Consider the following 21,292-nt stretch of genomic DNA (forward strand, 5'->3'; position numbering starts at 1 on the left):
CCATCGTCACGCCGGCCCATCCTCACTTGAGGACGTGCAGCATGTCCTTGCGCTTGGCGTCGTAATAATAACCGCGGGCATAAAGCTTGATGGCGTCGTCGCTCTTGTTGCCGGCCACCAGCCAGGCGCCGCGCAGGTATTTGATCGCGTATTTCAGGTTGGTCTCTGCATCGAGCAGGCCCTTGGCCGGGCCGTCATAACCCATCGACTTGGCGGTCGGATATGTGATCTGCATCAGACCCCAATAGCCGTTCTTGTGATAGGCTTTCGGGTCGTAGCGGCTTTCGCGATGCACGACGCGGTGCACCAGCGATTCCGGCACGCCGTAGAGGCCGGCATAGCGGGTGATCAGCTTGTTGAGCTGCGGATTGCTGGCATCGGCGGTTTCCGGAATCGGCGCGCCCGGCGCCGGCGGGAAGAAGCCCGCATTCATCATGCCGGACACGGCGTTGGATGGACCGGCATAGGCCAGCATCATGTTCGGCGAATTGGGTTTTGGCGTCGGCACGACCGATTGCACGGCAACCATTTCGGCGGTGATTGGCAGTTCTGCCGTTGCCACGGTTTCGTTGGCGACCGGGCCGCCGGTCATCTGTGGCTGCACGATGCGGCCGGATTTTGTCGATAGCGTATGGGCTGCGGGTGTCGCGGAGACCAGAGCGGTGCTGGTCGTGGCAACGGGTGCGGAGCCCGCAACCGGGGCGGCACTGGCGATGGCCTGCGCGGCATTGGTGGCGTCTGCAACTGGCGCGATGGCAAGCGGCACGGGCTGCGGTGCCGGTTCCGGCGAAGCAAGTGCCGCGGTCTGAATTTCAGTAGCACTGATGCTGGTCGGCAGGGAAGCGATGTGGATGCGGCCGGTCTTTTCGAGAACCGGGGCGCTGGCATCCGCCATGTCTGCCGTCTGCGGTGCGTTGGGATCCGTGGCTGTCGGCGTCAGGGCTGCCGTCTGGCTGGTCTTGAGGTTCGGCCCGGATGCCTGATCCATGCTCGAACAACCTGCAAGAGCGGACGATACAGCAAAAGCCAGGGCCGTCTTGCAGCCGCCAAATCGGATTATAGCCATCGGGTCGCTCTCATGAAATCGGTTGTCCCAGCCCGCTCAAGAATCCTAACGGATCATTACGTCCATTAACCGATCAGTAGCATTCGGGCAAGTGGACTGCGCCGTTGCTCCGTAAGTATCTGTTTATCAAGCAAAACGCCTGGGCATTTTACGGGTTCTACTATCGGTTTGCGAACATATCTGCTTGCTCAGGCGGCGATCCGCCGGTAACCGGCCGTGACCGCACGACGGGATATGAATCGCGTACGATGCTTGCGCGAGGCTGGATTTTTGGAGCGCAGTTTTTCCAGACGCTTCAGGCGACGGCCCGCCAAGGCCACATTCAAGACCCCGCCGGCCAGCGCTGCGCCGATGAAAACGCCATCCATTTCAACCAGTTGCAACGACAGAGAGCCATGCGGATCAAAGGCCTGCGGCAAAAGCGCGATAAAGGCGAGAATGGAGCGTGGTTTCAGCGCTGCAAGGCGAAATATGTGCAGAAAGATGCGCACCGGCTGGCGTTCGGGCAGGTTGTCATTGTGGGCAAGATAACCGCGGGCCGGATGCTGCACCGTCCACAGGACATGCAGCATCAGATAGGTGAGGCCGATCCATGATACGAGTTCGAACAGATGCGGAAGATAACGGGCGATCGCGACAACCGGCATGCTCGCCACCGTCATGGCGGCAACGAGGCCGAGCGCAATGGCCGGCACGGTCAGGAGGCCAGTAAGCCTCCCGCGTGATAAAGTGTAACGAGCCGTCAGGTCAGCAAGCGGGCCGGGCAGAATGACGAGAAACAACGACGCCGCCGCGAAGACTATCATTGTATCGGTGGACATTCCAATTCTCCTCCGGCCCTTCCTCTTTCGGGCCGCTGCCGCTAAAAATCAGGCCTTTTCAAAACTCTGGCCGACCGCCGTCATGACATCGCCGAACCACGGGGTCGACAGATCGAAATGCTTGCCTCCCTTGATACGCGGGAATTCGATCGTGCGCAATTTCCCATTCTGATCTTCGTCGTGTCCGGTGACGCCGGAGGTGCCATTCAGCGCACTTTCCACAGCCAGATCGACCATGCCCTGGATCAGACGCAGGTCATCGCCATTGGCGGGAGCCGAGCGGGCGAAGTAGCCGGATTTCTGCACCAGCGAGCGTTCCGCGCCAAGCAGTGACGCGAACTGTTTCTGGAACCAGCCGCCGACATTGATGGTGTCGAGTTTTACATGGCCAAAGGCGTCACGCTTGATGTTCTCGCCCGAGGCTTCGAATTCCTTGACGATGACATCCATGCAGGCGCCCTCGGAGATGAACAGGGTGACGTAACCGTAGCGGTCCATCACGTCTTTCAGGCGGGTCGCCTCGGCATCGCGGTCAAAACGCATTTCCGGCAGATAGATGCCGTCGATCTTCTTCAGCTGCTCGTCCATCATGAAGCCTTCGACATATTCGTTGGCTTTGGATTTCTGCATATAGGCGCGGGCGGTGGCGGCGGTCAGCCAGCCACAATGCCGGCCCATTACCTCATGGATGATCAGCGTGCGCGGCGCGGCGCTCTGTTCGTTGGAGACATTGTCGAAAAACTGCGCGCCGACTTCGGCGGCCGTCCAGGCGCCAAGCGACTGGCGGATCGGAACGACATCGTTGTCGACGGTTTTTGGCAGACCGACGACGGTGAGGTCATAACCGTTCTGGCCGAGATAGGCGGCGAGATCGGCCGCCGTCGTATTGGTGTCGTCGCCGCCGATCGTGTGCAGGATGGTCACGCCATCGGATGCCAGCCGTTCGGCCGCCACTTTCAGCGGATTTTCGCCTTCCTTGACGAGGCCGCGCTTCACGCAGTCGGCCGCATTGGTCAGCTTGACGCGGCTGTTGCCGATCGGCGAGCCGCCATAACGATGCAGAAGAGGCGCCTTTTCGCGCATCTGAGGTGTGATTTCGATCGAATCGCCCAGCAGCACGCCCTGATAGCCCGACCTGTAGGCGATAAGCTCGAGTTCCGGCGCGACATCGCTGTAACGCTCGATCAATCCGCCGACTGCCGAGGAAAGGCAGGGCGCAAGGCCACCCGCTGTCAGCATCGCTACTTTTTGTCTGGCCATAAAATCTCCTCCGCGCTTCAAGCGCTCCTCTCGCCGGAATATAGTCGATGGATGCGACACGGCGACGGTGCTGTAAAGCCGGTTTCTCAAGGAAATCCTTTATTTCGCAGTGCGATAACGGCGTTTCCAATATTCAATCGGTTCAAATGCGGCGCGGCTTTCCGTAACGTTACCCGCGACATAGGCCGAAGTCGTCAAAGGTGCCGTTTGCTGCGGAGTTATATCTGCCGGAGGCGATGGTCATCTCATTAAAGTGATTGCCGGGGCCGTTTTGCCGCCCTGCAGGTCATCTTGCAAAAATCGGCAAAAACTGGTCATGTAGCGCGATGATCACGGATTTTGCCTGCCTCCACATTTCCTCGCTCTGGGAAAAATTGCTCGGCGCCATTGGCGACGCAGCAGGAAGCGCGCTCGGGCGCGTGGTCGAGGCTATTCGCACCGTGTTCGAAGGCGATCCGGAAACCCGGCGTCAGGTGTCGTTCTCGGTTGCCATTATCGCGCTGTCGGCCAAGATGGCCAAGGCCGATGGCAATGTGAACGAAAAGGAAGTCACCGCCTTCCGCCAGATTTTTGATTTCCCGCCGGAAGAAGCCCAGAACGTCGCGCGGCTTTATAATCTCGCGCGTCAGGATGTGGCCGGTTACGAGGCCTATGCCTCGAAGCTCGCCAATCTCTGCGGCACCGGTGCGCACAATTGCCCGATGCTGGAAAACGTCGTTGATGGCCTTTTCCATATCGCAAAGGCAGACGGGTTGCTGCATGAGAAGGAACTGTCCTTCCTCGCACGCATCGCCGAAATTTTTCGAATCGACGAAAACCACTTTCGCCGAATCATGGCGCGTCATGTCGAGCTGGAAGGCCGTGATCCCTATCTGGTTCTCGGCGTTTCGCCGGAAGACGATTTTGCCACCATCCGCAAGCGTTACCGCAGTCTGGTGATCGAGCATCACCCGGACAAGCTGCATGCCCGCGGCGTGCCGGCAGCACTGCATGCGGCCGCGACCGAGCGTATGGCAGCCCTCAACGCCGCCTATTCGGAAATCGAGAAGGAACGCCGCGCAGCATGAGCGCGATCAAGTCCGAATATCTCGGCGCATCGCTGATGCCGTCGCCGAACCATGGCGAGCGTGCCGATGGTCGCCAGCCGGATATGATTCTCCTGCATTACACCGGCATGGGCGGCGAGGATCAGGCTCTGTCCTGGCTGTGCAATCCGGAAAGCCAGGTTTCCAGCCATTACTTTGTCCGCGAAAACGGCACGGTCTTCCAGCTCGTGCCGGAAGGCCAGCGTGCCTGGCATGCGGGCAAGAGTGTGTGGGAAGGCGAGGCCGATACCAATTCCCGTTCGATTGGCATCGAGATCGCCAATGTCGGCCATCCCGGTGGCCTGCCGCCGTTTCCCGGCGCGCAGATCGAATCGGTGATCGGGCTCTGTCGCGATATCGCCAAACGTTGGTCGATTGCGCCGCAGCGTATTCTCGGCCATTCCGATGTGGCGCCGATCCGCAAGGTCGATCCGGGCGAGAATTTTCCGTGGGGCAGGCTGCATCAGGCGGGTATCGGCCATTGGGTCGAACCGACGCCGATTTCCGGTGGGCGATTTTTTCAGCGCGGAGATAGCGGCCAGCCGGTCGAGGCGCTGCAGTCCATGCTGGCGCTTTATGGTTACGGCATCGAAATCACCGGCGAGTTCTGTGAGCACACACAGGGTGTGGTCGAGGCATTCCAGCGGCATTTCCGCACCGAGCGCGTGGATGGCATTGCCGACATGTCGACCATCGATACGCTGCACCGGCTTTTGACCTCGCTGCCGCATTACGCCTGACCAAAACTGCCATTTCTTGCTCTGGAATTGATTCCGCAAACGGCTACAACTGTCTGCGCATGATCGATAATCACGGGAACGCAGGCATCTCATGGACGGGCATTTCAAATATATCATCATCGGTTGCGGCATGATGGGCGCCGCCGCCGCGCGGCATCTTTCGAAATGGACGGATGGCGTCGCCGTCATCGGCCCTGCGGAGCCGGCAAATACTGCCAGCCATGAGGGCGTGTTCGCCAGCCATTACGACGATGCCCGCATCACCCGCACCATCGATCAGAATGCCGTCTGGGCGCGTCTGGCCAATCGCTCCATCGCCCGCTACGGCGAGATCGCCAGGAAAAGCGGCGTGGACTTTTACTCCGAAGTCGGGTGCCTCGTGGTCGGCCCCCAGCGCAATGGCGATGCCACCTATGTCGGGCGCGTCGAGAAGGCTGCGGCGCAGCTTGGCGTCGCCACGGAAAACATGGGCGATAGCCGTCTCGGTGAATACTTTCCATATTTCTCGTTCCCGCAGGATAGCGACGGCGTTTTTGAAGAGAAAAATGCCGGCCATATCAATCCGCGCCGGCTGGTGAAGGCGCAGACGGTTCTGGCCGAGCGGCAGGGGGCAACGGTGATCCGCGAGACCGTGGTTTCGACGCGGGAGGAGGGCGGTCTTGTGACCGTCGCCACCGCTGAGGGACGGACCTATTCGGCGGAAAAATTGCTTGTCGCGGCCGGCGGCTTTTCCATCGCCGAAAAGCTGCTCGGTGCCCGGCTCGATCTGAAGGTTTATGCCCGCACCGTCTCCTTCTTCGAGATCGATGAGAAGCAGATGGAAGTGTTCGGCAAGATGCCGTCGCTGATCTGGAAGTGGACCGAGGAAGACGACGGCATCTACATGCTGCCGCCTGTGCGTTATCCCGATGGCAAGCTCTACCTCAAGATCGGCGGCGATCCCGACGATGTGGAACTGAAGACCGAGCCGGAGATCCGCGCATGGTTCCGCTCCGGTGGGCGCGAAAGCACCAACCAGCACCTGAGTGCGGTGGTCGGAAAGCTGGTACCGGATGTCGATCTGTCGCGCAATTCCATGGCCGCCTGCGTCACCTCGTTCACGCCCACGGACTATCCAGCCATCGCCATGACCTCGGCGCGCATTGGCGTGCTGACCGGCGGCTGTGGTGCTGCGGCCAAAAGTTCGGACGAGATCGGCAGGCTGGGGGCGGAACTGCTTTTGCGTGGCCGCATCGAGGATGAGGCTTACGCAGCGGCCGGCGGTTTTCCCGCGCATTTCGTCTGATAGGCTGCGTTCGGCGTTTTCGCTGTGGCAATTGTGTTTGGTCTCGTCTAAGGAGCGCGGACCAGTTGGCCGGGCAGCCGCGCTTTACCAATGTCGAAAGACGGTAAGGTGAGGAAAGTCCGGGCTCCACGGAAACACGGTGCCGGATAACGTCCGGCGGGGGCGACCCCAGGGAAAGTGCCACAGAGAGGATACCGCCCGGTTCCGACCGGGTAAGGGTGAAAGGGTGGGGTAAGAGCCCACCGCGCTTCTGGTAACAGCGGCGGCATGGTAAACCCCACCGGGAGCAAAACCGAATAGGGATGACGCGGGTCCTGTCGCAAGGCGGGGCTACAGCCGGTTTTCGGGCCAGTCATCCGGGTGGGTTGCGAGAGGCGACGTGCAAACGGCGTCCCAGATGAATGGCTGCCACGTTCCGGTGCTTGCACCGGGGCCATACAGAACCCGGCTTACAGGCCAACTGGTATTTTTCCCCTCATTGGCGATCCATGCGACGCCCTTGTCCTGCCATGGGCGGCTTTGGTCTGTGTGGCTGATTCACGTCCTGGCGTAGAGTTGCTCGCATGGATTTGCGCGTCCAGATTGTGCCTGTGTGGCGCTTTTTTATCCGCCCATTTTCTAATCTTTTCGATCGCCCAACAGCTTAGCCCCTGCGCTTGGCTGACTTCGGGCTGTCTGCGCATGCAATCTGCGGGCATGGTTCGCTAACTCTTTGTTAAACTTAACGGGTTATGAATAAACGATGTGGCATTCCGGATTGGCGGATGCTTCCCATTGACGCCCATATGGTCCCATGTTATCCCAAAACTGCACTGCGCAAGGGCTGCTAAAGGCCTCTCAATCAGACAGTTTCGGCTCTTTCCGGAAACGGAAGGCTGGGTGGCATGTCGTCCGCCCGGTTGTCCGCTTCGTGTCCTTGCGCGGCATGTTTGCCGGTATGTTTTTGGTCCGGCGGGTTTCGGAAGTGGATGTTTGGTGTCATGAACCGCTTCCTGTCCAATGCGACGAATCGGATCGATGCGAAGGGGCGTGTTTCCGTCCCTGCGCTGTTCCGTGCCGTGTTGGCGCAGAGGGGTGTTCAGGAGCTTTATTGTCTCCAGGACCTCGTCTTTCCGGCGATCAGCGTCGGCGGTCCGGATCTGCTCGAACGTTACGAGCGGCAGATCGCGACAGCCGATCCGTTCTCGCCGGAAGCGAACAGGATGTCGCTGCTGGTTCACGGTGGCGGCGTTTTCATGAGGCTCGACGCGGAAGGCCGGCTGATGGTCACGGATTTCATCCGGGACTTTACGGGCATCGGTACGGACGTGACGTTTGTCGGGCGCTCGGATCACTTTCAGCTTTGGCAGCCGCAGGCGTTTCACGAGGCGCAGGCGGCAGCAAGGGAAGGGCGCTTGAGTATGTCGCGCCCTCAATAGGACGAGGAAACGGGATGGCGGCGAATCTTGGCGACGGGACACCTGAAGCCGATGGCGGATCGGTTCGCCACATCCCGGTTCTTCTCCGCGAGGTTCTGACCTCGCTGCAGCCGAAGGCCGGCGACGTCATTCTCGATGGCACGTTTGGCGCAGGCGGTTATACCTCGGCCATTCTCGATGCCGGCGCCAACGTCATCGCGCTCGATCGCGACCCGACGGCGATTGCCGCAGGTCAGTCGCTGGTCGAGGCAAGCGGCGGACGGTTGTCACTTTTTCATTCGCAATTTTCTGGTCTCGATGCCTATACGCCGGACGGCGGTCTCGATGGCGTCGTGCTCGATATCGGCGTGTCGTCCATGCAGATCGATGAGGCCGAGCGCGGCTTCTCTTTCCAGCGCAATGGCCCGCTCGACATGCGCATGTCGGCCAGCGGTGTTTCCGCCGCCGATGTCGTCAATCGCGCCAAGGTCGGCGATCTTACCCGCATTTTTGGTTTCCTCGGCGAGGAAAACCATGCCGGCCGCATCGCCCGCGCCATTGAAAAGCGCCGGGCGCAGGAATTGTTCACCACCACGCGCGATCTCGCCAATCTGATCGAAACGGTCAATCCGCGCCGCGCCAAGGACAAGATCCATCCGGCCACCCGCGTCTTTCAGGCGCTGCGCATCTTCGTCAACGATGAGCTCGGCGAACTGGCGCAGGCGCTGTTTGCCGCCGAGCGCGCTCTGAAGCCCGGTGGTCGTCTGGTCATCGTCAGCTTCCATTCGCTCGAAGACCGCATCGTCAAGAAGTTCTTCGCCGATCGTTCGGGCAAGGCGACAGGTTCGCGCCACATGCCGCTGGTCGAGGAGCGTCCGGTCGTTTTCGAAACCATCGGCAAGTCGATGATCGGCGCCACCGAAGAGGAAGCCGAGATCAATCCGCGCGCTCGTTCGGCAAAATTGCGTGCGGGCTTGCGTACCGCGGCTGCGCACGGCTCTTTCAACATGTCGATCTTCGATCTGCCTGATCTCGCCAGCCTTTCAACGTTGGGAGCGTAACCATGCTCAGAAGTTTTGATCTCGTTCTCATCGGCGTCATGACGGCAACCGCCGTCGTCACCTACACGATCAAGCATCGTGCCGAGCTGAAGCTGGAAGAGGTTCACCGGCTGCAGACGGAAATCCGTCTCGAGCGCGACACGATCGATCTTCTGAAAGCCGACTGGGCCTTGCAGACCCAGCCCAACCGCCTGCAGCACCTGATCGGCGCCTATCATCAGGAACTGCAGCTTGCGGCCACCGATCCGACCCAGCTCGCCCAGCCCAACGAGCTGCCGATGCTGAAGTCGCAGCTGCCGCAGCCCGAAACCTCGATCGAGCAGCTGATCGCCGGTGCAGATGACGAAGTCTCCAAGGCGATCCGCGGCGTTGCCGCGGCCAAAGCGTCGGCTCCAGCTTCGCGCATCCCCGTTCCGGTAGCACGTGGGTCTGTACGCGTGGACTCAATTTCAACCGGATCGGTAAATCGCTGATGTCTTTTCTATCCCGGATCATGGTGCTGAAGAGCAGGGGGCATTTCTCCACCGGGGCGCGTGGAGCTTCTCCGCGCAAGTCCGGTGCCAATATCGAGGGAACGCGCAAGCGTAAGGCGCAGCAGGCCCGTAACCGCGTCGGTCTGGTGATTTTCGGTTTCACCGCGCTTTACTGCGTGATCGGCGGCCGCATGGTCTATTATGCGATGAGCGAGCCGCAGACGACATCGAGCATTCCGCCGGCCGACCGGCTGATGGCTTCGCGTCCGGATATCGTCGATCGCAACGGTGCGCTTCTGGCCACCGACATCCGCACCGTTTCGCTGTTTGCCGAGCCGCACAAGATCGTCGATGCCGACGAGGTCATCGAAAAGCTGTCGACGGTGCTGCATGATCTCGACATCAAGGGTACTTACGCAAAGCTATCGTCCAAGAGCCGTTTTCAGTGGCTGAAGCGGCAGCTGACGCCAAAGCAGCAGAGCCAGATCCTGGCACTCGGCATTCCCGGTATCGGCTTTCGCCCGGAAAAACGTCGCTTCTATCCCGGCGGTGCGACCGCCGCCCATATCGTCGGTTACGTCAATATCGACAACCGCGGCGTTTCCGGCATGGAACGTTATATCGACAGCCAGGGTCTCGCCGATCTTGCTGCCGTCGGTATGACCTCGAACCAGCCGCTGGAGCCGGTCAAGCTGTCGATCGACGTTCGCGTTCAGGCGATCGTTCGCGATGTGGTTGCCAGTTCCATCGACAAATACAAGTCGATCGGCGGTGGCGCCGTGGTTCTCGACGTTCATACCGGCGAAATCCTCGGCATGGCGTCGGCACCGGATTTCGATCCGAACGATCCGAATGCCAATGGCCCGGAAGGCTGGATGAACCGCATGACGAACAGCACGTTCGAAATGGGCTCCACCTTCAAGTCCTTCACCATCGCCATGGGCCTTGACGAAAAAAAGATCACGTTGAACGACAGCATCGATGCGCGTTTCCCGATCCGCATGGGTGGCTACACGGTCAAGGATTTCCACGGCAAGGGCCGTTTCCTCAGCGTGCCGGAAGTCTTTCAGTATTCGTCGAACATCGGCACCGCCAAGATCGCAGATGCCGTCGGCATTCCGGATCACAAGGCATTCCTGACCAAGCTCGGGCTTCTTACCCGCATGAAGACGGAACTGCCGGAAATCGCCACGCCGAGCGCGCCGCGTGAATGGAAGAAGATCAACCAGGTCACCATCTCCTTCGGCCACGGCGTTTCGACCACACCTTTGCAGACGGCGGTGGCCGGTGCGGCATTGGTGAACGGCGGTGTTCTGCATCCGCCGACATTCCTGCCGCGCACCGAAGAGCAGGCAACCGAATTCGCAACGCAGGTGATGAACCCTTCGAGCAGCAAGGACATGCGTTATCTGTTCGAATGGAACGGTTCGAAGGGCTCCGGCCGTAATGCGCGCGTCGAAGGTTTTGACGTTGGCGGCAAGACCGGCACGGCCGACAAGGTCGTCAACGGCCGTTACGCCCACGACAAGAATTTTAACGCCTTCCTTGCGGCCTTCCCGATGAGCAATCCGCGTTACGTCGTGTTGAGCTTCTCCGACGAGCCGAAAACAGAGAAGGGCAATGGCGCGGCGCTGGCTGCGACCTCCGCTGCACCTATGGTCAAGGAGATCATCGCGCGGTCTGCACCTATTCTCGGTGTACAACCTTCGTTTGGTGAAAATGGCTCCGCCTTGCTCGTGTCCTATTAGGCCATAATGAATGAGCACGACGATTCGCGGGCCGGTTTGATCCGGCCCCCGGAAGGAGAGGGCAGAGATGATACTGAGAGAGCTGATCGGCGCTGATTTTCCCGAGCTTGCCGAAGCTGTGAAAGGTCCCGCAGGGGATATAGACGTTACCGCGATCGCGTCGGACAGCCGCAAGGCTGTGCCCGGCGCCTTGTTCGTTGCCATGGCCGGCACCAAGGCCGATGGCGCGGGCTTTATCGGTGATGCAGCCGCGCGCGGTGCCGTTGTTGCGATCGCCGCGCATACCGCCGATGTCGGCATTCCGGTCCTGACGATGGACAATCCGCGCCGGCTTCTGGCGATTGCCGCCGCCCGGTTTTATGGCGCGCAGCCAAAAACCATGGTCGCCGTGACCGGCACGGCCGGCAAGACATCCGTCGCTTCCTTCACCCGCCAGATCTGGGCATATGCCGGGCATCCGGCTGCGATGATCGGCACGACCGGTGTCGTTTCGCCGACCCGCAACGATTACGGTTCGCTGACCACGCCCGATCCGATTGCGCTGCATGCGCTGCTGGCGGAACTTGCTGGCGAGGGCGTCACCCATGCCGCCATGGAGGCGTCCAGCCATGGCCTCGACCAGAGCCGTCTCGATGGCGTGAAACTGGCCGCTGCCGGTTTCACCAATCTCGGTCGCGACCACATGGATTACCATCCGACCGTCGAATCCTACATGGCGGCAAAGATGCGCCTGTTCGATACGCTGATGGAAAAAGGCGCACCGGCCGTGATTTTCTCCGACGATCCGTGGTCGGAAGAAGCGATCCGGGTCGCTAAGGCGTCCGGCCTCGATGTGCGCACCGTCGGCCGCAAGGGAAATTACCTGACGCTGAAGCGCGTCGAACATTTCCGTCACAAGCAGACAGCCGAAATCACCGCCGAAGGCCGCATCTTCGAAGTCGACATCCCGCTGGCCGGTGATTTCCAGATCTCCAATGCGCTGGTCGCTGCCGGTCTTGCCATGTCCACCGGTGTTCCGGCTGACAAGGCGATGGCGGCACTCGAAAAGCTGGTTGGTGCCTCGGGTCGCCTGGAATTGGTTGGCCAGACGCCGGATGGCGCGCCGGCCTATGTCGATTATGCCCACAAGCCGGATGCGCTGCAGAACGTGCTGTCCTCCGTGCGTCCCTTCACCACCGGCCGTGTCGTCGTGGTGTTCGGCTGCGGCGGTGACCGCGACAAGGGCAAACGCCCGATCATGGGTGAGATCGCCACACGGCTTGCCGATGTAGTGATCGTCACCGACGACAATCCACGCTCGGAACAGCCGGAGGTGATCCGCTCGGAAATCATGGCGGCTGCTCCCGGTGCCACTGAAATCGCCGACCGTGCGCAAGCCATCCGCCATGCGGTGAACGGGCTGCATGCGGGCGACACGTTGATCGTGGCCGGCAAGGGCCATGAAGAGGGGCAGACCGTCGGTTCGACGACGCTGCCGTTTTCCGACCACGCAGAAGTGCGCAAGGCGCTGGAGGGACTGAAACAGTGACGCTGCTCTGGACCTCACAGGAAATGACGGCCGTTATGGATGGCCGCCCGGTCGGGGCACTGCCGGCCGGTATTACCGGCATTTCCATCGACAGCCGCTCGATTGGCGAAGGTGAAGCCTTTTTCGCCATCAAGGGTGACCGCGTTGACGGTCACGATTACGCAGGCGTCGCCGTTGCCAATGGTGCGGCGCTGATTGTCGTTGCCGAAGGCAAGCTTCCGGCCATGGGACGCCTGACGGTGCCGATGATCGTCGTCGAGGATGTGCTGGAAGCGCTCGGCAAGCTCGCCGTCGCCGCCCGCAAGCGCAGCCGTGCGCAGATCGTCGCCGTCACCGGTTCGGTCGGCAAGACGACCACCAAGGAAATGTTGCGCCACGCGCTTGCCCCTTCCGGCAAGGTGCATGCCGCCGTCGCCTCGTTCAACAATCACTGGGGCGTACCTCTGACGCTCGCCCGCATGCCGATCGACACCTATTTTGGCGTCTTCGAAATCGGCATGAACCATCCCGGCGAAATCCGTCCGCTCACCGCCATGGTGCGCCCGCATGTGGCGGTGGTCACCACCATTGCCGCCGCCCATCTTGGCCATTTCCGCGATCTCGACGAGATTGCTGAAGCCAAGGCGGAGATTTTCGAAGGCGTGTTGCCGGGCGGTTCGGCGCTGATCAATCGCGATATTCCGCAATACGGTTTGCTCGATCAGGCGGCACAGGCGGCCGGCGTCGAAAACGTGCTGACCTTTGGCCAGCATGCCAAGGCCGATTTTCGCCTTGCCGATTTCGAGGGCAATGCCGATGGCTCGGTGATCTGGGCAACACTGCAGGGCGATACGACGGAAGTGCGCATCGGCGCCCCCGGCCGCCACATTGCCGAAAATGCGATGGCGGCGCTTGCCGTCGTTTCGCTGTTTGGTGCCGACATGGATGCGGCAAAACAGGCGCTGGCCGAACTCAAGCCGGTCAAGGGTCGCGGCGAACGCCACACGCTCGGTATCGGCGAGGGGCACCTGACCCTGATCGACGAAAGCTACAACGCCAACCCGGCCTCGATGCGGGCGGCGATTGCGCTTCTTGCAACCCACCAGCCGGAACTGTCCGGCCGGCGTATCGCCGTGCTTGGCGACATGCTGGAAATGGGCGAACATTCCGCGAAAGTTCATCAGAACCTGACCGGCGCGCTTTTGGCTGCGGGTATCGAACATGTCTGGCTCGCCGGCCCCGAAATGGCCGCATTGCGCGACTCTTTGCCCGACAGCGTTGATGTCGCCTATTTCGAGACGACTCAGGAACTCGCGGATTTCAGCGTGCGCTCGGTCGTTCCGGGTGACGTGCTGATGGTCAAATCCTCGCTGGGCCTTGGTTTCCGCAGGATCATCGACGCTCTTATTGACAACTATCCGGCCTTCGCAGACACGGAGCCGCATTCCTGATACCGGCTTCCGAGAAAGGGCCTTCATGCTGATCTGGCTTGTCGAACTGGCGAACCACGTGCAATTTTTCAACCTGTTCCGGTACATCACGTTCCGGACGGGTGCTGCTGCGTTCACCTCCGCCTTCATCGTTTTCATGTTCGGGCCGAGCATCATCGCTTCCCTGCGTGTCCGTCAGGGCAGGGGCCAGCCGATCCGCGCCGATGGTCCACAGACCCATTTCAAGAAAGCCGGCACGCCGACCATGGGCGGCCTGATGATACTTGCCGGTATTCTCGGCGGATCGCTGCTCTGGGCCGACCTCTCCAACATCTACGTCGTTTCGACGCTGCTGGTGACGCTCGGTTTCGGTGCCATCGGTTTTTACGACGATTACCTCAAGGTGACGAAACAGTCGGACAAGGGCTTTTCCGGCAAGGCGCGCCTCGGCATCGAGTTCCTGATCGCCGGTGTCGCGACGTTCTTCATGATGCGCATGGCGCTCGCCACCGGGCAGAGCGGCTCGACGCTCGGTTCTTCGATCGCCTTTCCGTTCTTCAAGGATTTTGTCGTCAATCTCGGCATGTTCTTCGTGCTGTTCGGCGGTTTTGTCATCGTCGCGGCCGGCAATTCCGTCAACCTGACGGACGGTCTCGATGGTCTTGCCATCGTGCCGGTGATGATCGCGGCCGCCTCGTTCGGCATCATCTCCTACGTTGCCGGTAACGCCGTTTTCGCCAACTATCTGCAGATCAATTTTGTGCCGGGCACAGGTGAACTCGCCGTCATTCTCGGCGCGGTTATCGGCGCCGGCCTCGGCTTCCTGTGGTTCAACGCGCCGCCCGCCGCCATCTTCATGGGCGATACCGGTTCGCTGGCGCTTGGCGGCCTGATCGGTTCGGTTGCCGTCGCCACCAAGCACGAGATCGTCATGGCGATCATCGGCGGCCTGTTTGTTATGGAAACGCTGTCGGTGATCATCCAGGTCGGTTTCTTCAAGCTCACCGGCCGACGTGTGTTCCTGATGGCGCCGATCCACCACCATTTCGAAAAGCTCGGCTGGACCGAAAGCCAGGTGGTGATCCGCTTCTGGATCATTGCCGTCGGTCTTGCCCTTCTCGGCCTTTCCACACTCAAGCTACGCTGATTGTATCATGATCCCGGTCACCACGTTTTCTGGCAAAAAAGTCGCTCTCTTCGGCCTCGGTGGCTCGGGATTGGCGACGGCAAAGGCTCTGGTGGCCGGTGGTGCTGATATCACCGCATGGGACGACAATCCCGACAGCGTTGCCAAGGCGAATGCCGAGGGTATCAAGACGGCGGATCTGCGGGGGCTGGACTGGCCCTCGCTTTCCGCGTTCGTGCTGTCGCCCGGCGTGCCGCTCACCCATCCGAAACCGCACTGGACGGTCGATCTCGCCCGCGCAGCCGGTGTCGAGGTCATCGGCGATGTGGAGCTTTTCATCCGCGAACGCCGTGCCCATGCGCCGGATTGCCCGCTGATCGCCATTACCGGCACCAACGGCAAGTCGACCACGACGGCGCTGATCGCCCATATCCTGCAATCCAGCGGTCGCGATACCCAGCTCGGCGGCAATATCGGCACCGCCATCCTGACGCTCGATCCGCCGAAGGCCGAACGTTATTACGTGGTGGAATGCTCGTCCTACCAGATCGATCTGGCGCCGACGCTAAACCCATCTGCCGGCATTCTTCTCAACCTGACACCCGACCACCTCGACCGTCACGGCACGATGCAGCATTACGCCGACATCAAGGAGCGTCTGGTCGCCGGTTCCAAAACCGCCGTCATTGGTGTCGATGACAGTTTTTGTGCGCTGATCGCTGATCGTGTCGAACGTGCCGGCGTCAAGGTTGAGCGTATCTCCAAGCGCAATCCGGTCGCCGAAGGGCTTTATGCCGAAGGTAGCCGTATCCTTGGCGCAGAGCGCGGTAAGATTTCCGATGTGGCTGATCTGGCAGGCATCGACACACTGAAGGGCGCGCATAACGCCCAGAACGCAGCGGCAGCGATTGCCGCCTGCCTCGCGGTCGGCGTCTCCATCGAAGACATCCGTGCGGGTTTGAAAAGTTTCCCCGGCCTGAAACACCGCATGCAACCGGTTGGTCGTCGCGACCACGTCGTGTTCGTCAACGACTCGAAGGCGACCAATGCCGAGGCCGCAGCCCCCGCGCTGTCGAGCTACGAGCGCATCTACTGGGTTGCGGGCGGTTTGCCCAAGGAAGGTGGTATCACAAGCCTCGCACCACTTTTTCCGCGTATCGTCAAAGCCTATCTGATCGGAGAGGCGGCACCACAATTTGCCGCGACGCTGGGTGATGCCGTGAAATTCGAGATTTCCGGCACGCTTGCCCAGGCCGTCGCGCATGCGGCAGCCGATGCGGCCGAAGACAGCGTGGCATCCGCCGTGATGTTGTCGCCCGCTTGCGCCAGCTTCGATCAGTTCAAGAATTTCGAGGTCCGCGGTGACGTGTTTGTTGCCGAGGTCGCTAGCCTTGACGGCGTGACGATGCTGGTCGAGGTCAAGAAGGAGAACGCATAATGGTAAGTCGCGTAGACCGCGGTCCGCTTGCGGACTGGTTCTGGACGATCGACCGCTTCTTTCTGGCGGCCTTCATCCTGTTGATGGGCATCGGCTTCATGCTGTCTTTTGCGGCATCGCCGGCGGTGGCCGAACGCCTCGGCCTCAACAGCTTTCACTTCGTCGAGCGTCACGCGATGTTCCTCGTGCCCTCGATCATCGTGATGGTGGGCCTTTCGCTGTTCAGCCCGCGGCAGATCCGCCGCACCGCCATCATCCTGCTGGTCGTGGCGCTGGCCATGATGGTGCTGGCGTTGTTCTTCGGTATCGAGGTCAAGGGCGCGCGCCGTTGGGTCAATTTCGGTAGCCTGTCGATCCAGCCGTCGGAGTTCATGAAACCGGCCTTCGTGGTCGTCTGCGCCTGGCTGTTTGCCGAGCACGCTCGCCAGCCGGAAATCCCCGGTAACCTGTTTGCCATCATCCTGTTCGGCATCGTCGGTGCGCTGCTGGTTGCCCAGCCGGATATCGGCCAGACCATTCTCACCAGTGCCGTCTGGGGCGGCATGTTCTTCATGGCCGGCATGCCGTGGCTGTGGATTGTGCTTCTCGGTGGCTTGGGTGTCGGCGGCGTCATGACCGCCTATTATATGCTGCCGCATGTGGCCGGTCGTATCGACCGTTTCTGGACGGGCGAGGGCGACACGTTTCAGGTGGATACCGCCCGTGACGCCATCATCAACGGCAACTGGTTCGGTCTCGGACCGGGTGAAGGCATCTACAAGCGCATCATCCCCGACAGCCATACCGACTTCATCTTTTCCGTTGCGGCCGAAGAGTTCGGCATCCTGTTCTGCATCGTTCTGGTGTCGATCTTTGCCTTCATCGTGCTGAGAGGCCTTGGCCACGCCTTCCGCGAGCGCAACGATTTCAACCGCTTTGCCGTTGCAGGCCTCGTGCTGCAGCTCGGCGTGCAGTCGATGATCAATATCAGCGTTAATCTGGAACTCATCCCGGCCAAGGGCATGACCCTGCCGCTGATCTCCTATGGTGGTTCGTCAATGATCGCGGTTGCCGTCACTGCCGGCTTTATTCTGGCGCTCACCCGCCACCGTCCGGAAAAGCGTGCACAGGAACGCAGCCTGTTCCGCGTGACATCCGCGGTGCCGGCAGAGTAAAAGGGTTTTCATGACCAAAGGCATTATCCTGCTTGCCGCCGGGGGAACCGGCGGCCATCTGTTTCCGGCCGAAGCACTGGCGCACGAGTTGAAGGCGCGCGGTTATTCCGTGCATCTGGTGACCGACAGCCGCGCTGAACGTTTCGCCGGCAAATTCCCGGCCGACGAAATCCATGTCGTACCGTCCGCTACGATCGGGTCGAAGAACCCGATTTCCGTGGCGAAGTCGCTGTTCAAGCTGTGGACAGGCCTGCGCGCCGCCCGCAAACTGATCTCGCGCATCAAGCCGCTGGCCGTTGTCGGTTTCGGCGGTTACCCCACGGTTCCGCCGCTTCTGGCCTCCACAGGCCTCGGCGTGCCGTCGATGATCCATGAGCAGAACGCCGTGATGGGCCGCGCCAACAAGGCGCTCGCCAATCGCGTCAAGGCGATTGCCGGCGGTTTTCTGCCTGAAGGTGTGGGCGCGTATGCCGACAAGACGATAACGACCGGAAATCCGGTGCGTCCAGCCGTTCTGGCCGCCGCCAACACGCCTTACCAGCCGAGCCTCGAAGGCCAGCCGTTCAACCTCGTCGTGTTCGGCGGCAGCCAGGGCGCGCAGTTCTTTTCACGCGCCGTTCCGACAGCATTGAGCCTTCTGGAGGAAAGCGAGCGTAGCCGCATCGTGCTGACCCAGCAGGCGCGTCCCGAAGATCAGGGTCAGGTCGGATCGTGTTTTGCCAAGCTGAAGATGACGCCGGATGTTTCGGCCTTCTTCCCGGATATGGCCGAACGTCTCGCATCCGCCCATCTTGTCGTCTGCCGCTCCGGCGCGTCCACGGTTTCGGAAGTGTCGGTGATCGGCCGCCCATCAATCCTCGTCCCTTACCCTTACGCGCTCGATCACGATCAGGCCGCCAATGCCGCAGCACTCGTTGCGACCGGTGGTGCCGAAGTGGTGCCGCAGGCAGAACTTTCGCCGGAGCGTCTGGCGCAAAAGCTGTCGGCAGCGTTGAAGGAACCCGAGCGTCTGGCCACTATGGCTGAAGCAGCCAAGCAGGCCGGCCGTCCACATGCGGCGACCTTGCTTGCCGACATGGTAATCGCTATTGCCGGGGCTCAAGGGATTGCGCAGTTCAAAGGAGTTCGGGCATGAAGATGCCGCAGGCCATCGGCCTCGTCCATTTCATCGGTATCGGCGGCATCGGCATGAGCGGCATTGCCGAAGTGCTGCATAACCTTGGCCACAAGGTGCAGGGCTCCGACCAGTCCGACAGCGCCAATGTGCAGCGTCTGCGTGACAAGGGCATCCCGGTTTTTGTCGGCCACCAGGCGGAAAACATCGGTGATTCCGAAGTCGTGGTGGTGTCTACCGCCATCAAGAAGACCAATCCGGAGCTGATCGCCGCGCGTGAAAAATCGCTGCCGATCGTGCGCCGTGCCGAGATGCTGGCCGAACTGATGCGTTTTCGCAATGCCATCGCCATCGGCGGCACGCATGGCAAGACCACGACCACGTCGATGGTCGCAACGCTGCTCGAAGCCGGCAATCTCGATCCTACCGTCATCAACGGCGGCATCATCAATGCTTACGGCACCAATGCCCGCATGGGCGAGGGCGAGTGGATGGTGGTGGAGGCCGACGAATCGGACGGCACCTTCCTGAAACTGCCGGCAGACGTTGCGGTCGTCACCAATATCGATCCGGAACATCTCGACCATTACGGCAATTTCGACGCCGTGCGCGCCGCCTTCCGCCAGTTCGTGGAAAACGTGCCGTTCTACGGTTTTGGCGTGATGTGCATCGATCATCCGGAAGTGCAGGCTTTGGTCGGCAAGATCGAAGACCGCAAGGTCGTCACCTATGGTGAAAACCCGCAGGCCGATGCCCGGTTCTCGAATGTCCGCATGGAAGGTACCAAGGCGATTTTTGACGTGGAAATCCGTCGTCGCCGTACCGGCCGCGTGTTCTCGTTCAAGGACCTGACGCTGCCCATGCCGGGCCGCCACAACATTTCCAACGCCACGGCCGCGATCGCCGTCGCCAATCGTCTCGGCATTTCGGAAGAGGACATCCGCAAGGGGTTGGCCGCTTTCGGTGGCGTAAAGCGCCGCTTCACGCTGACCGGCACCTGGAACGACGTGTCGATCTTCGACGATTACGGCCACCATCCGGTCGAGATCAAGGCGGTGCTGAAGGCTGCGCGCGAAAGCTGCTCGGGCCGCGTCATCGCCGTCCACCAGCCGCACCGTTATTCGCGCCTGAACAGCCTGTTCGAGGACTTTGTCACCTGCTTTAATGATGCCGACAGCATTATTCTCGCGCCGGTCTATGCAGCTGGTGAGGACCCGATCGAGGGCGCCGATTCCGAAACGCTGGCATCGCGCATCCGCGCCGGCGGCCACCGCGATGCCCGTTTCATGGCCTCGCCGGAAGCATTGGCCGGTATCATCGCCACCATTGCCAAACCTGGCGATTTCGTGGTTCTTTTGGGGGCTGGTAACATCACTCACTGGGCGGCATCGCTGCCCAAGGAATTGCAGGGCATTTCGGGGCATTCGCAATGAAGCAGGTAAATGGGGAACAGTTGCTGGCGTCTCTGGGTGAGGGCGTCAAGGAAATCCGCGGACGGCTGACGCCCGATGCGCCGATGGACAGGGTCACCTGGTTCCAGGCCGGCGGCCTGGCCGAATTGATGTTCCAGCCGCATGACGTGGATGACCTCGCCACCTTCCTCAAGATTTTGCCGGCGGATGTGCCGCTGACGGTCGTCGGTGTCGGCTCCAACCTGCTGGTCCGCGACGGCGGTATTCACGGCGTCGTGCTGCGTCTCTCCGCCAAGGGGTTTGGTCAGGTCGAACTGGTCGGCGAAAACCGCATCAAGGCCGGCGCCATTTGCCCGGACAAGCATGTTGCCGCCATGGCCATGGACAATGGTATCGGTGGCTTTGCCTTCTATTACGGTATTCCCGGTTCGATCGGCGGTGCTCTGCGCATGAATGCCGGTGCCAACGGCACCGAGACCAAGGACCGCGTTGTCGAAGTGCATGCAGTCGATCGTCAGGGCAACAAGCATGTGTTGACCAATGCCGACATGGGCTACAGCTACCGCCATTCCTCGGCGGCTGCCGACCTGATTTGCACCCACGCCATTTTCGAAGGTTACGCCGACGACCGTGCCAAGATTCGCGCGGAAATGGATGCCGTACGCCTGCACCGCGAAACCGTGCAGCCGGTCAAGGAGAAGACCGGTGGCTCGACCTTCAAGAACCCTGAAGGCCATTCTGCCTGGAAGGTGATCGATGAAGCCGGTTGCCGCGGCCTGATGAATGGCGGCGCGCAGATGTCGGCGCTGCATTGCAATTTCATGATCAATATAGGCCACGCCTCCGGTTACGATCTCGAATATCTCGGCGAAACGGTGCGCCAGCGCGTGTTCGAAGAACACGGCATCAAGCTGGAATGGGAAATCAAGCGCCTCGGCATGTTCATGCCCGGCCGCGAAGTCCGCGCCTTCCAGGGCGTGACGACGGAGTGATCTCTTCGGTTGGTCCGTTCGGGAGGCGTTGATGACGCTGGTGCATAATGAACGGACCAAGCTGCTTGCCAATTCACTGGACAGGCTGTCCACGGCCTGCGTGGCCGCCGGTTTCATCGCGCCGGCGGTGTCACTTTCGAGTGGCGCCATGTCTTTCAGCATCTCGCTATCGACGGCCGTTTC

General features: G+C 60.9%; 19 protein-coding genes and 1 other RNA gene. 16 read left to right on the top strand and 4 right to left on the bottom strand.

The annotated features are described in order from the left end of the window. Positions 1–22: 22 nt before the first annotated feature. The 3 genes from EDF70_RS04795 to EDF70_RS04805 form a co-directional block, all read right to left on the bottom strand. Positions 23–988: a lytic transglycosylase domain-containing protein gene (locus tag EDF70_RS04795; protein WP_207908217.1), complete on the bottom strand. Its 966-nt coding sequence runs from the start codon at positions 986–988 to the stop codon at positions 23–25. Positions 989–1,254: 266 nt separating this feature from the next. Next, positions 1,255–1,887: a LysE family translocator gene (locus tag EDF70_RS04800; protein ID WP_132272164.1), complete on the bottom strand. Its 633-nt coding sequence runs from the start codon at positions 1,885–1,887 to the stop codon at positions 1,255–1,257. Positions 1,888–1,935: 48 nt separating this feature from the next. After that, positions 1,936–3,147 (bottom strand): pyrophosphate--fructose-6-phosphate 1-phosphotransferase, encoded by a 1,212-nt coding sequence (locus tag EDF70_RS04805; RefSeq protein WP_132272165.1) that lies wholly within the window; start codon positions 3,145–3,147, stop codon positions 1,936–1,938. 326 nt (positions 3,148–3,473) lie between these two features. On the opposite strand from EDF70_RS04805, the gene EDF70_RS04810 reads away from it, so the two are divergent. From EDF70_RS04810 to rnpB, 4 genes are all read left to right on the top strand, one after another. Continuing rightward, positions 3,474–4,214 (top strand): DnaJ family molecular chaperone, encoded by a 741-nt coding sequence (locus EDF70_RS04810; RefSeq protein WP_153354659.1) that lies wholly within the window; start codon positions 3,474–3,476, stop codon positions 4,212–4,214. Continuing rightward, positions 4,211–4,972: an N-acetylmuramoyl-L-alanine amidase gene (locus EDF70_RS04815; RefSeq protein WP_132272166.1), complete on the top strand. Its 762-nt coding sequence runs from the start codon at positions 4,211–4,213 to the stop codon at positions 4,970–4,972. Before EDF70_RS04810 ends, EDF70_RS04815 begins: the two co-directional genes overlap by 4 nt. Positions 4,973–5,063: 91 nt before the next feature. After that, positions 5,064–6,257 (top strand): FAD-dependent oxidoreductase, encoded by a 1,194-nt coding sequence (locus tag EDF70_RS04820; RefSeq protein ID WP_132272167.1) that lies wholly within the window; start codon positions 5,064–5,066, stop codon positions 6,255–6,257. A gap of 61 nt (positions 6,258–6,318) precedes the next feature. Further along, an RNA gene (gene rnpB / locus EDF70_RS04825) (RNase P RNA component class A) lies at positions 6,319–6,725 on the top strand. 373 nt (positions 6,726–7,098) lie between these two features. On the opposite strand, the gene EDF70_RS29895 is transcribed toward rnpB, so the two are convergent. After that, complete coding sequence (locus EDF70_RS29895; RefSeq protein ID WP_165931903.1) at positions 7,099–7,239, bottom strand: hypothetical protein; 141 nt, start codon at positions 7,237–7,239, stop codon at positions 7,099–7,101. Between EDF70_RS29895 and mraZ the strand changes: the two genes are divergently transcribed. From mraZ to murB, 12 genes are all read left to right on the top strand, one after another. Further along, the gene (mraZ, locus tag EDF70_RS04830) at positions 7,238–7,675 is read left to right on the top strand and encodes a division/cell wall cluster transcriptional repressor MraZ (RefSeq protein WP_245519040.1); all 438 of its coding nucleotides are present in this window, start codon (positions 7,238–7,240) and stop codon (positions 7,673–7,675) included. The two genes, EDF70_RS29895 and mraZ, sit on opposite strands and share 2 nt — an antisense overlap. Positions 7,676–7,689: 14 nt before the next feature. Continuing rightward, complete coding sequence (gene rsmH / locus EDF70_RS04835) at positions 7,690–8,715, top strand: 16S rRNA (cytosine(1402)-N(4))-methyltransferase RsmH (protein ID WP_132272169.1); 1,026 nt, start codon at positions 7,690–7,692, stop codon at positions 8,713–8,715. Positions 8,716–8,717: 2 nt separating this feature from the next. Next, positions 8,718–9,188, top strand: a complete 471-nt coding sequence (locus EDF70_RS04840; RefSeq protein WP_132272170.1) for a hypothetical protein — start codon at positions 8,718–8,720, stop codon at positions 9,186–9,188. Then, on the top strand, positions 9,188–10,936 hold the full coding sequence (locus EDF70_RS04845; RefSeq protein ID WP_132272171.1) for a penicillin-binding protein 2: 1,749 nt from the start codon (positions 9,188–9,190) through the stop codon (positions 10,934–10,936). Before EDF70_RS04840 ends, EDF70_RS04845 begins: the two co-directional genes overlap by 1 nt. A 67-nt stretch (positions 10,937–11,003) precedes the next feature. Further along, positions 11,004–12,464, top strand: a complete 1,461-nt coding sequence (locus EDF70_RS04850; protein ID WP_132272172.1) for a UDP-N-acetylmuramoyl-L-alanyl-D-glutamate--2,6-diaminopimelate ligase — start codon at positions 11,004–11,006, stop codon at positions 12,462–12,464. Further along, complete coding sequence (locus EDF70_RS04855) at positions 12,461–13,894, top strand: UDP-N-acetylmuramoylalanyl-D-glutamyl-2,6-diaminopimelate--D-alanyl-D-alanine ligase (RefSeq protein ID WP_132272173.1); 1,434 nt, start codon at positions 12,461–12,463, stop codon at positions 13,892–13,894. Before EDF70_RS04850 ends, EDF70_RS04855 begins: the two co-directional genes overlap by 4 nt. A 25-nt stretch (positions 13,895–13,919) precedes the next feature. After that, positions 13,920–15,020 carry a phospho-N-acetylmuramoyl-pentapeptide-transferase gene (mraY, locus tag EDF70_RS04860; protein WP_132272174.1) on the top strand — a complete coding sequence of 367 codons (1,101 nt, stop codon included), beginning with the start codon at positions 13,920–13,922 and terminating at the stop codon, positions 15,018–15,020. Between the two features lie 7 nt (positions 15,021–15,027). Continuing rightward, entirely contained in the window at positions 15,028–16,437 is a 1,410-nt protein-coding gene (gene murD / locus EDF70_RS04865; RefSeq protein ID WP_132272175.1) for a UDP-N-acetylmuramoyl-L-alanine--D-glutamate ligase, read from the top strand. After that, entirely contained in the window at positions 16,437–17,591 is a 1,155-nt protein-coding gene (gene ftsW, locus EDF70_RS04870; RefSeq protein ID WP_132272176.1) for a putative lipid II flippase FtsW, read from the top strand. The genes murD and ftsW overlap by 1 nt, the downstream gene beginning before the upstream one ends. 10 nt (positions 17,592–17,601) lie before the next feature. Further along, positions 17,602–18,726, top strand: coding sequence for an undecaprenyldiphospho-muramoylpentapeptide beta-N-acetylglucosaminyltransferase (gene murG, locus EDF70_RS04875; RefSeq protein WP_132272177.1), 1,125 nt, complete (start codon positions 17,602–17,604; stop codon positions 18,724–18,726). Then, complete coding sequence (murC, locus tag EDF70_RS04880; RefSeq protein WP_132272178.1) at positions 18,723–20,138, top strand: UDP-N-acetylmuramate--L-alanine ligase; 1,416 nt, start codon at positions 18,723–18,725, stop codon at positions 20,136–20,138. Before murG ends, murC begins: the two co-directional genes overlap by 4 nt. Beyond that, entirely contained in the window at positions 20,135–21,109 is a 975-nt protein-coding gene (gene murB, locus EDF70_RS04885; RefSeq protein WP_132272179.1) for a UDP-N-acetylmuramate dehydrogenase, read from the top strand. The genes murC and murB overlap by 4 nt, the downstream gene beginning before the upstream one ends. Positions 21,110–21,292: the final 183 nt, after the last annotated feature.

This window comes from Neorhizobium sp. JUb45 (assembly GCF_004343585.1).
Taxonomy (GTDB): Bacteria; Pseudomonadota; Alphaproteobacteria; order Rhizobiales; family Rhizobiaceae; genus Neorhizobium.

Excerpts from the sequence above, each read along its gene's own strand:
- EDF70_RS04845 (WP_132272171.1), top strand. The coding sequence starts at position 9,188 with ATGTCTTTTCTATCCCGGATCATGGTGCTGAAGAGCAGGGGGCATTTC.
- EDF70_RS04850 (WP_132272172.1), top strand. The coding sequence starts at position 11,004 with ATGATACTGAGAGAGCTGATCGGCGCTGATTTTCCCGAGCTTGCCGAA.
- EDF70_RS29895 (WP_165931903.1), bottom strand. The coding sequence starts at position 7,239 with ATGACACCAAACATCCACTTCCGAAACCCGCCGGACCAAAAACATACC.
- EDF70_RS04840 (WP_132272170.1), top strand. The coding sequence starts at position 8,718 with ATGCTCAGAAGTTTTGATCTCGTTCTCATCGGCGTCATGACGGCAACC.
- EDF70_RS04805 (WP_132272165.1), bottom strand. The coding sequence starts at position 3,147 with ATGGCCAGACAAAAAGTAGCGATGCTGACAGCGGGTGGCCTTGCGCCC.
- murD (WP_132272175.1), top strand. The coding sequence starts at position 15,028 with ATGATCCCGGTCACCACGTTTTCTGGCAAAAAAGTCGCTCTCTTCGGC.
- EDF70_RS04820 (WP_132272167.1), top strand. The coding sequence starts at position 5,064 with ATGGACGGGCATTTCAAATATATCATCATCGGTTGCGGCATGATGGGC.
- murC (WP_132272178.1), top strand. The coding sequence starts at position 18,723 with ATGAAGATGCCGCAGGCCATCGGCCTCGTCCATTTCATCGGTATCGGC.
- EDF70_RS04795 (WP_207908217.1), bottom strand. The coding sequence starts at position 988 with ATGGATCAGGCATCCGGGCCGAACCTCAAGACCAGCCAGACGGCAGCC.
- rsmH (WP_132272169.1), top strand. The coding sequence starts at position 7,690 with ATGGCGGCGAATCTTGGCGACGGGACACCTGAAGCCGATGGCGGATCG.
- EDF70_RS04815 (WP_132272166.1), top strand. The coding sequence starts at position 4,211 with ATGAGCGCGATCAAGTCCGAATATCTCGGCGCATCGCTGATGCCGTCG.
- EDF70_RS04810 (WP_153354659.1), top strand. The coding sequence starts at position 3,474 with ATGATCACGGATTTTGCCTGCCTCCACATTTCCTCGCTCTGGGAAAAA.
- mraZ (WP_245519040.1), top strand. The coding sequence starts at position 7,238 with ATGAACCGCTTCCTGTCCAATGCGACGAATCGGATCGATGCGAAGGGG.
- ftsW (WP_132272176.1), top strand. The coding sequence starts at position 16,437 with ATGGTAAGTCGCGTAGACCGCGGTCCGCTTGCGGACTGGTTCTGGACG.
- mraY (WP_132272174.1), top strand. The coding sequence starts at position 13,920 with ATGCTGATCTGGCTTGTCGAACTGGCGAACCACGTGCAATTTTTCAAC.
- murG (WP_132272177.1), top strand. The coding sequence starts at position 17,602 with ATGACCAAAGGCATTATCCTGCTTGCCGCCGGGGGAACCGGCGGCCAT.
- murB (WP_132272179.1), top strand. The coding sequence starts at position 20,135 with ATGAAGCAGGTAAATGGGGAACAGTTGCTGGCGTCTCTGGGTGAGGGC.
- EDF70_RS04800 (WP_132272164.1), bottom strand. The coding sequence starts at position 1,887 with ATGTCCACCGATACAATGATAGTCTTCGCGGCGGCGTCGTTGTTTCTC.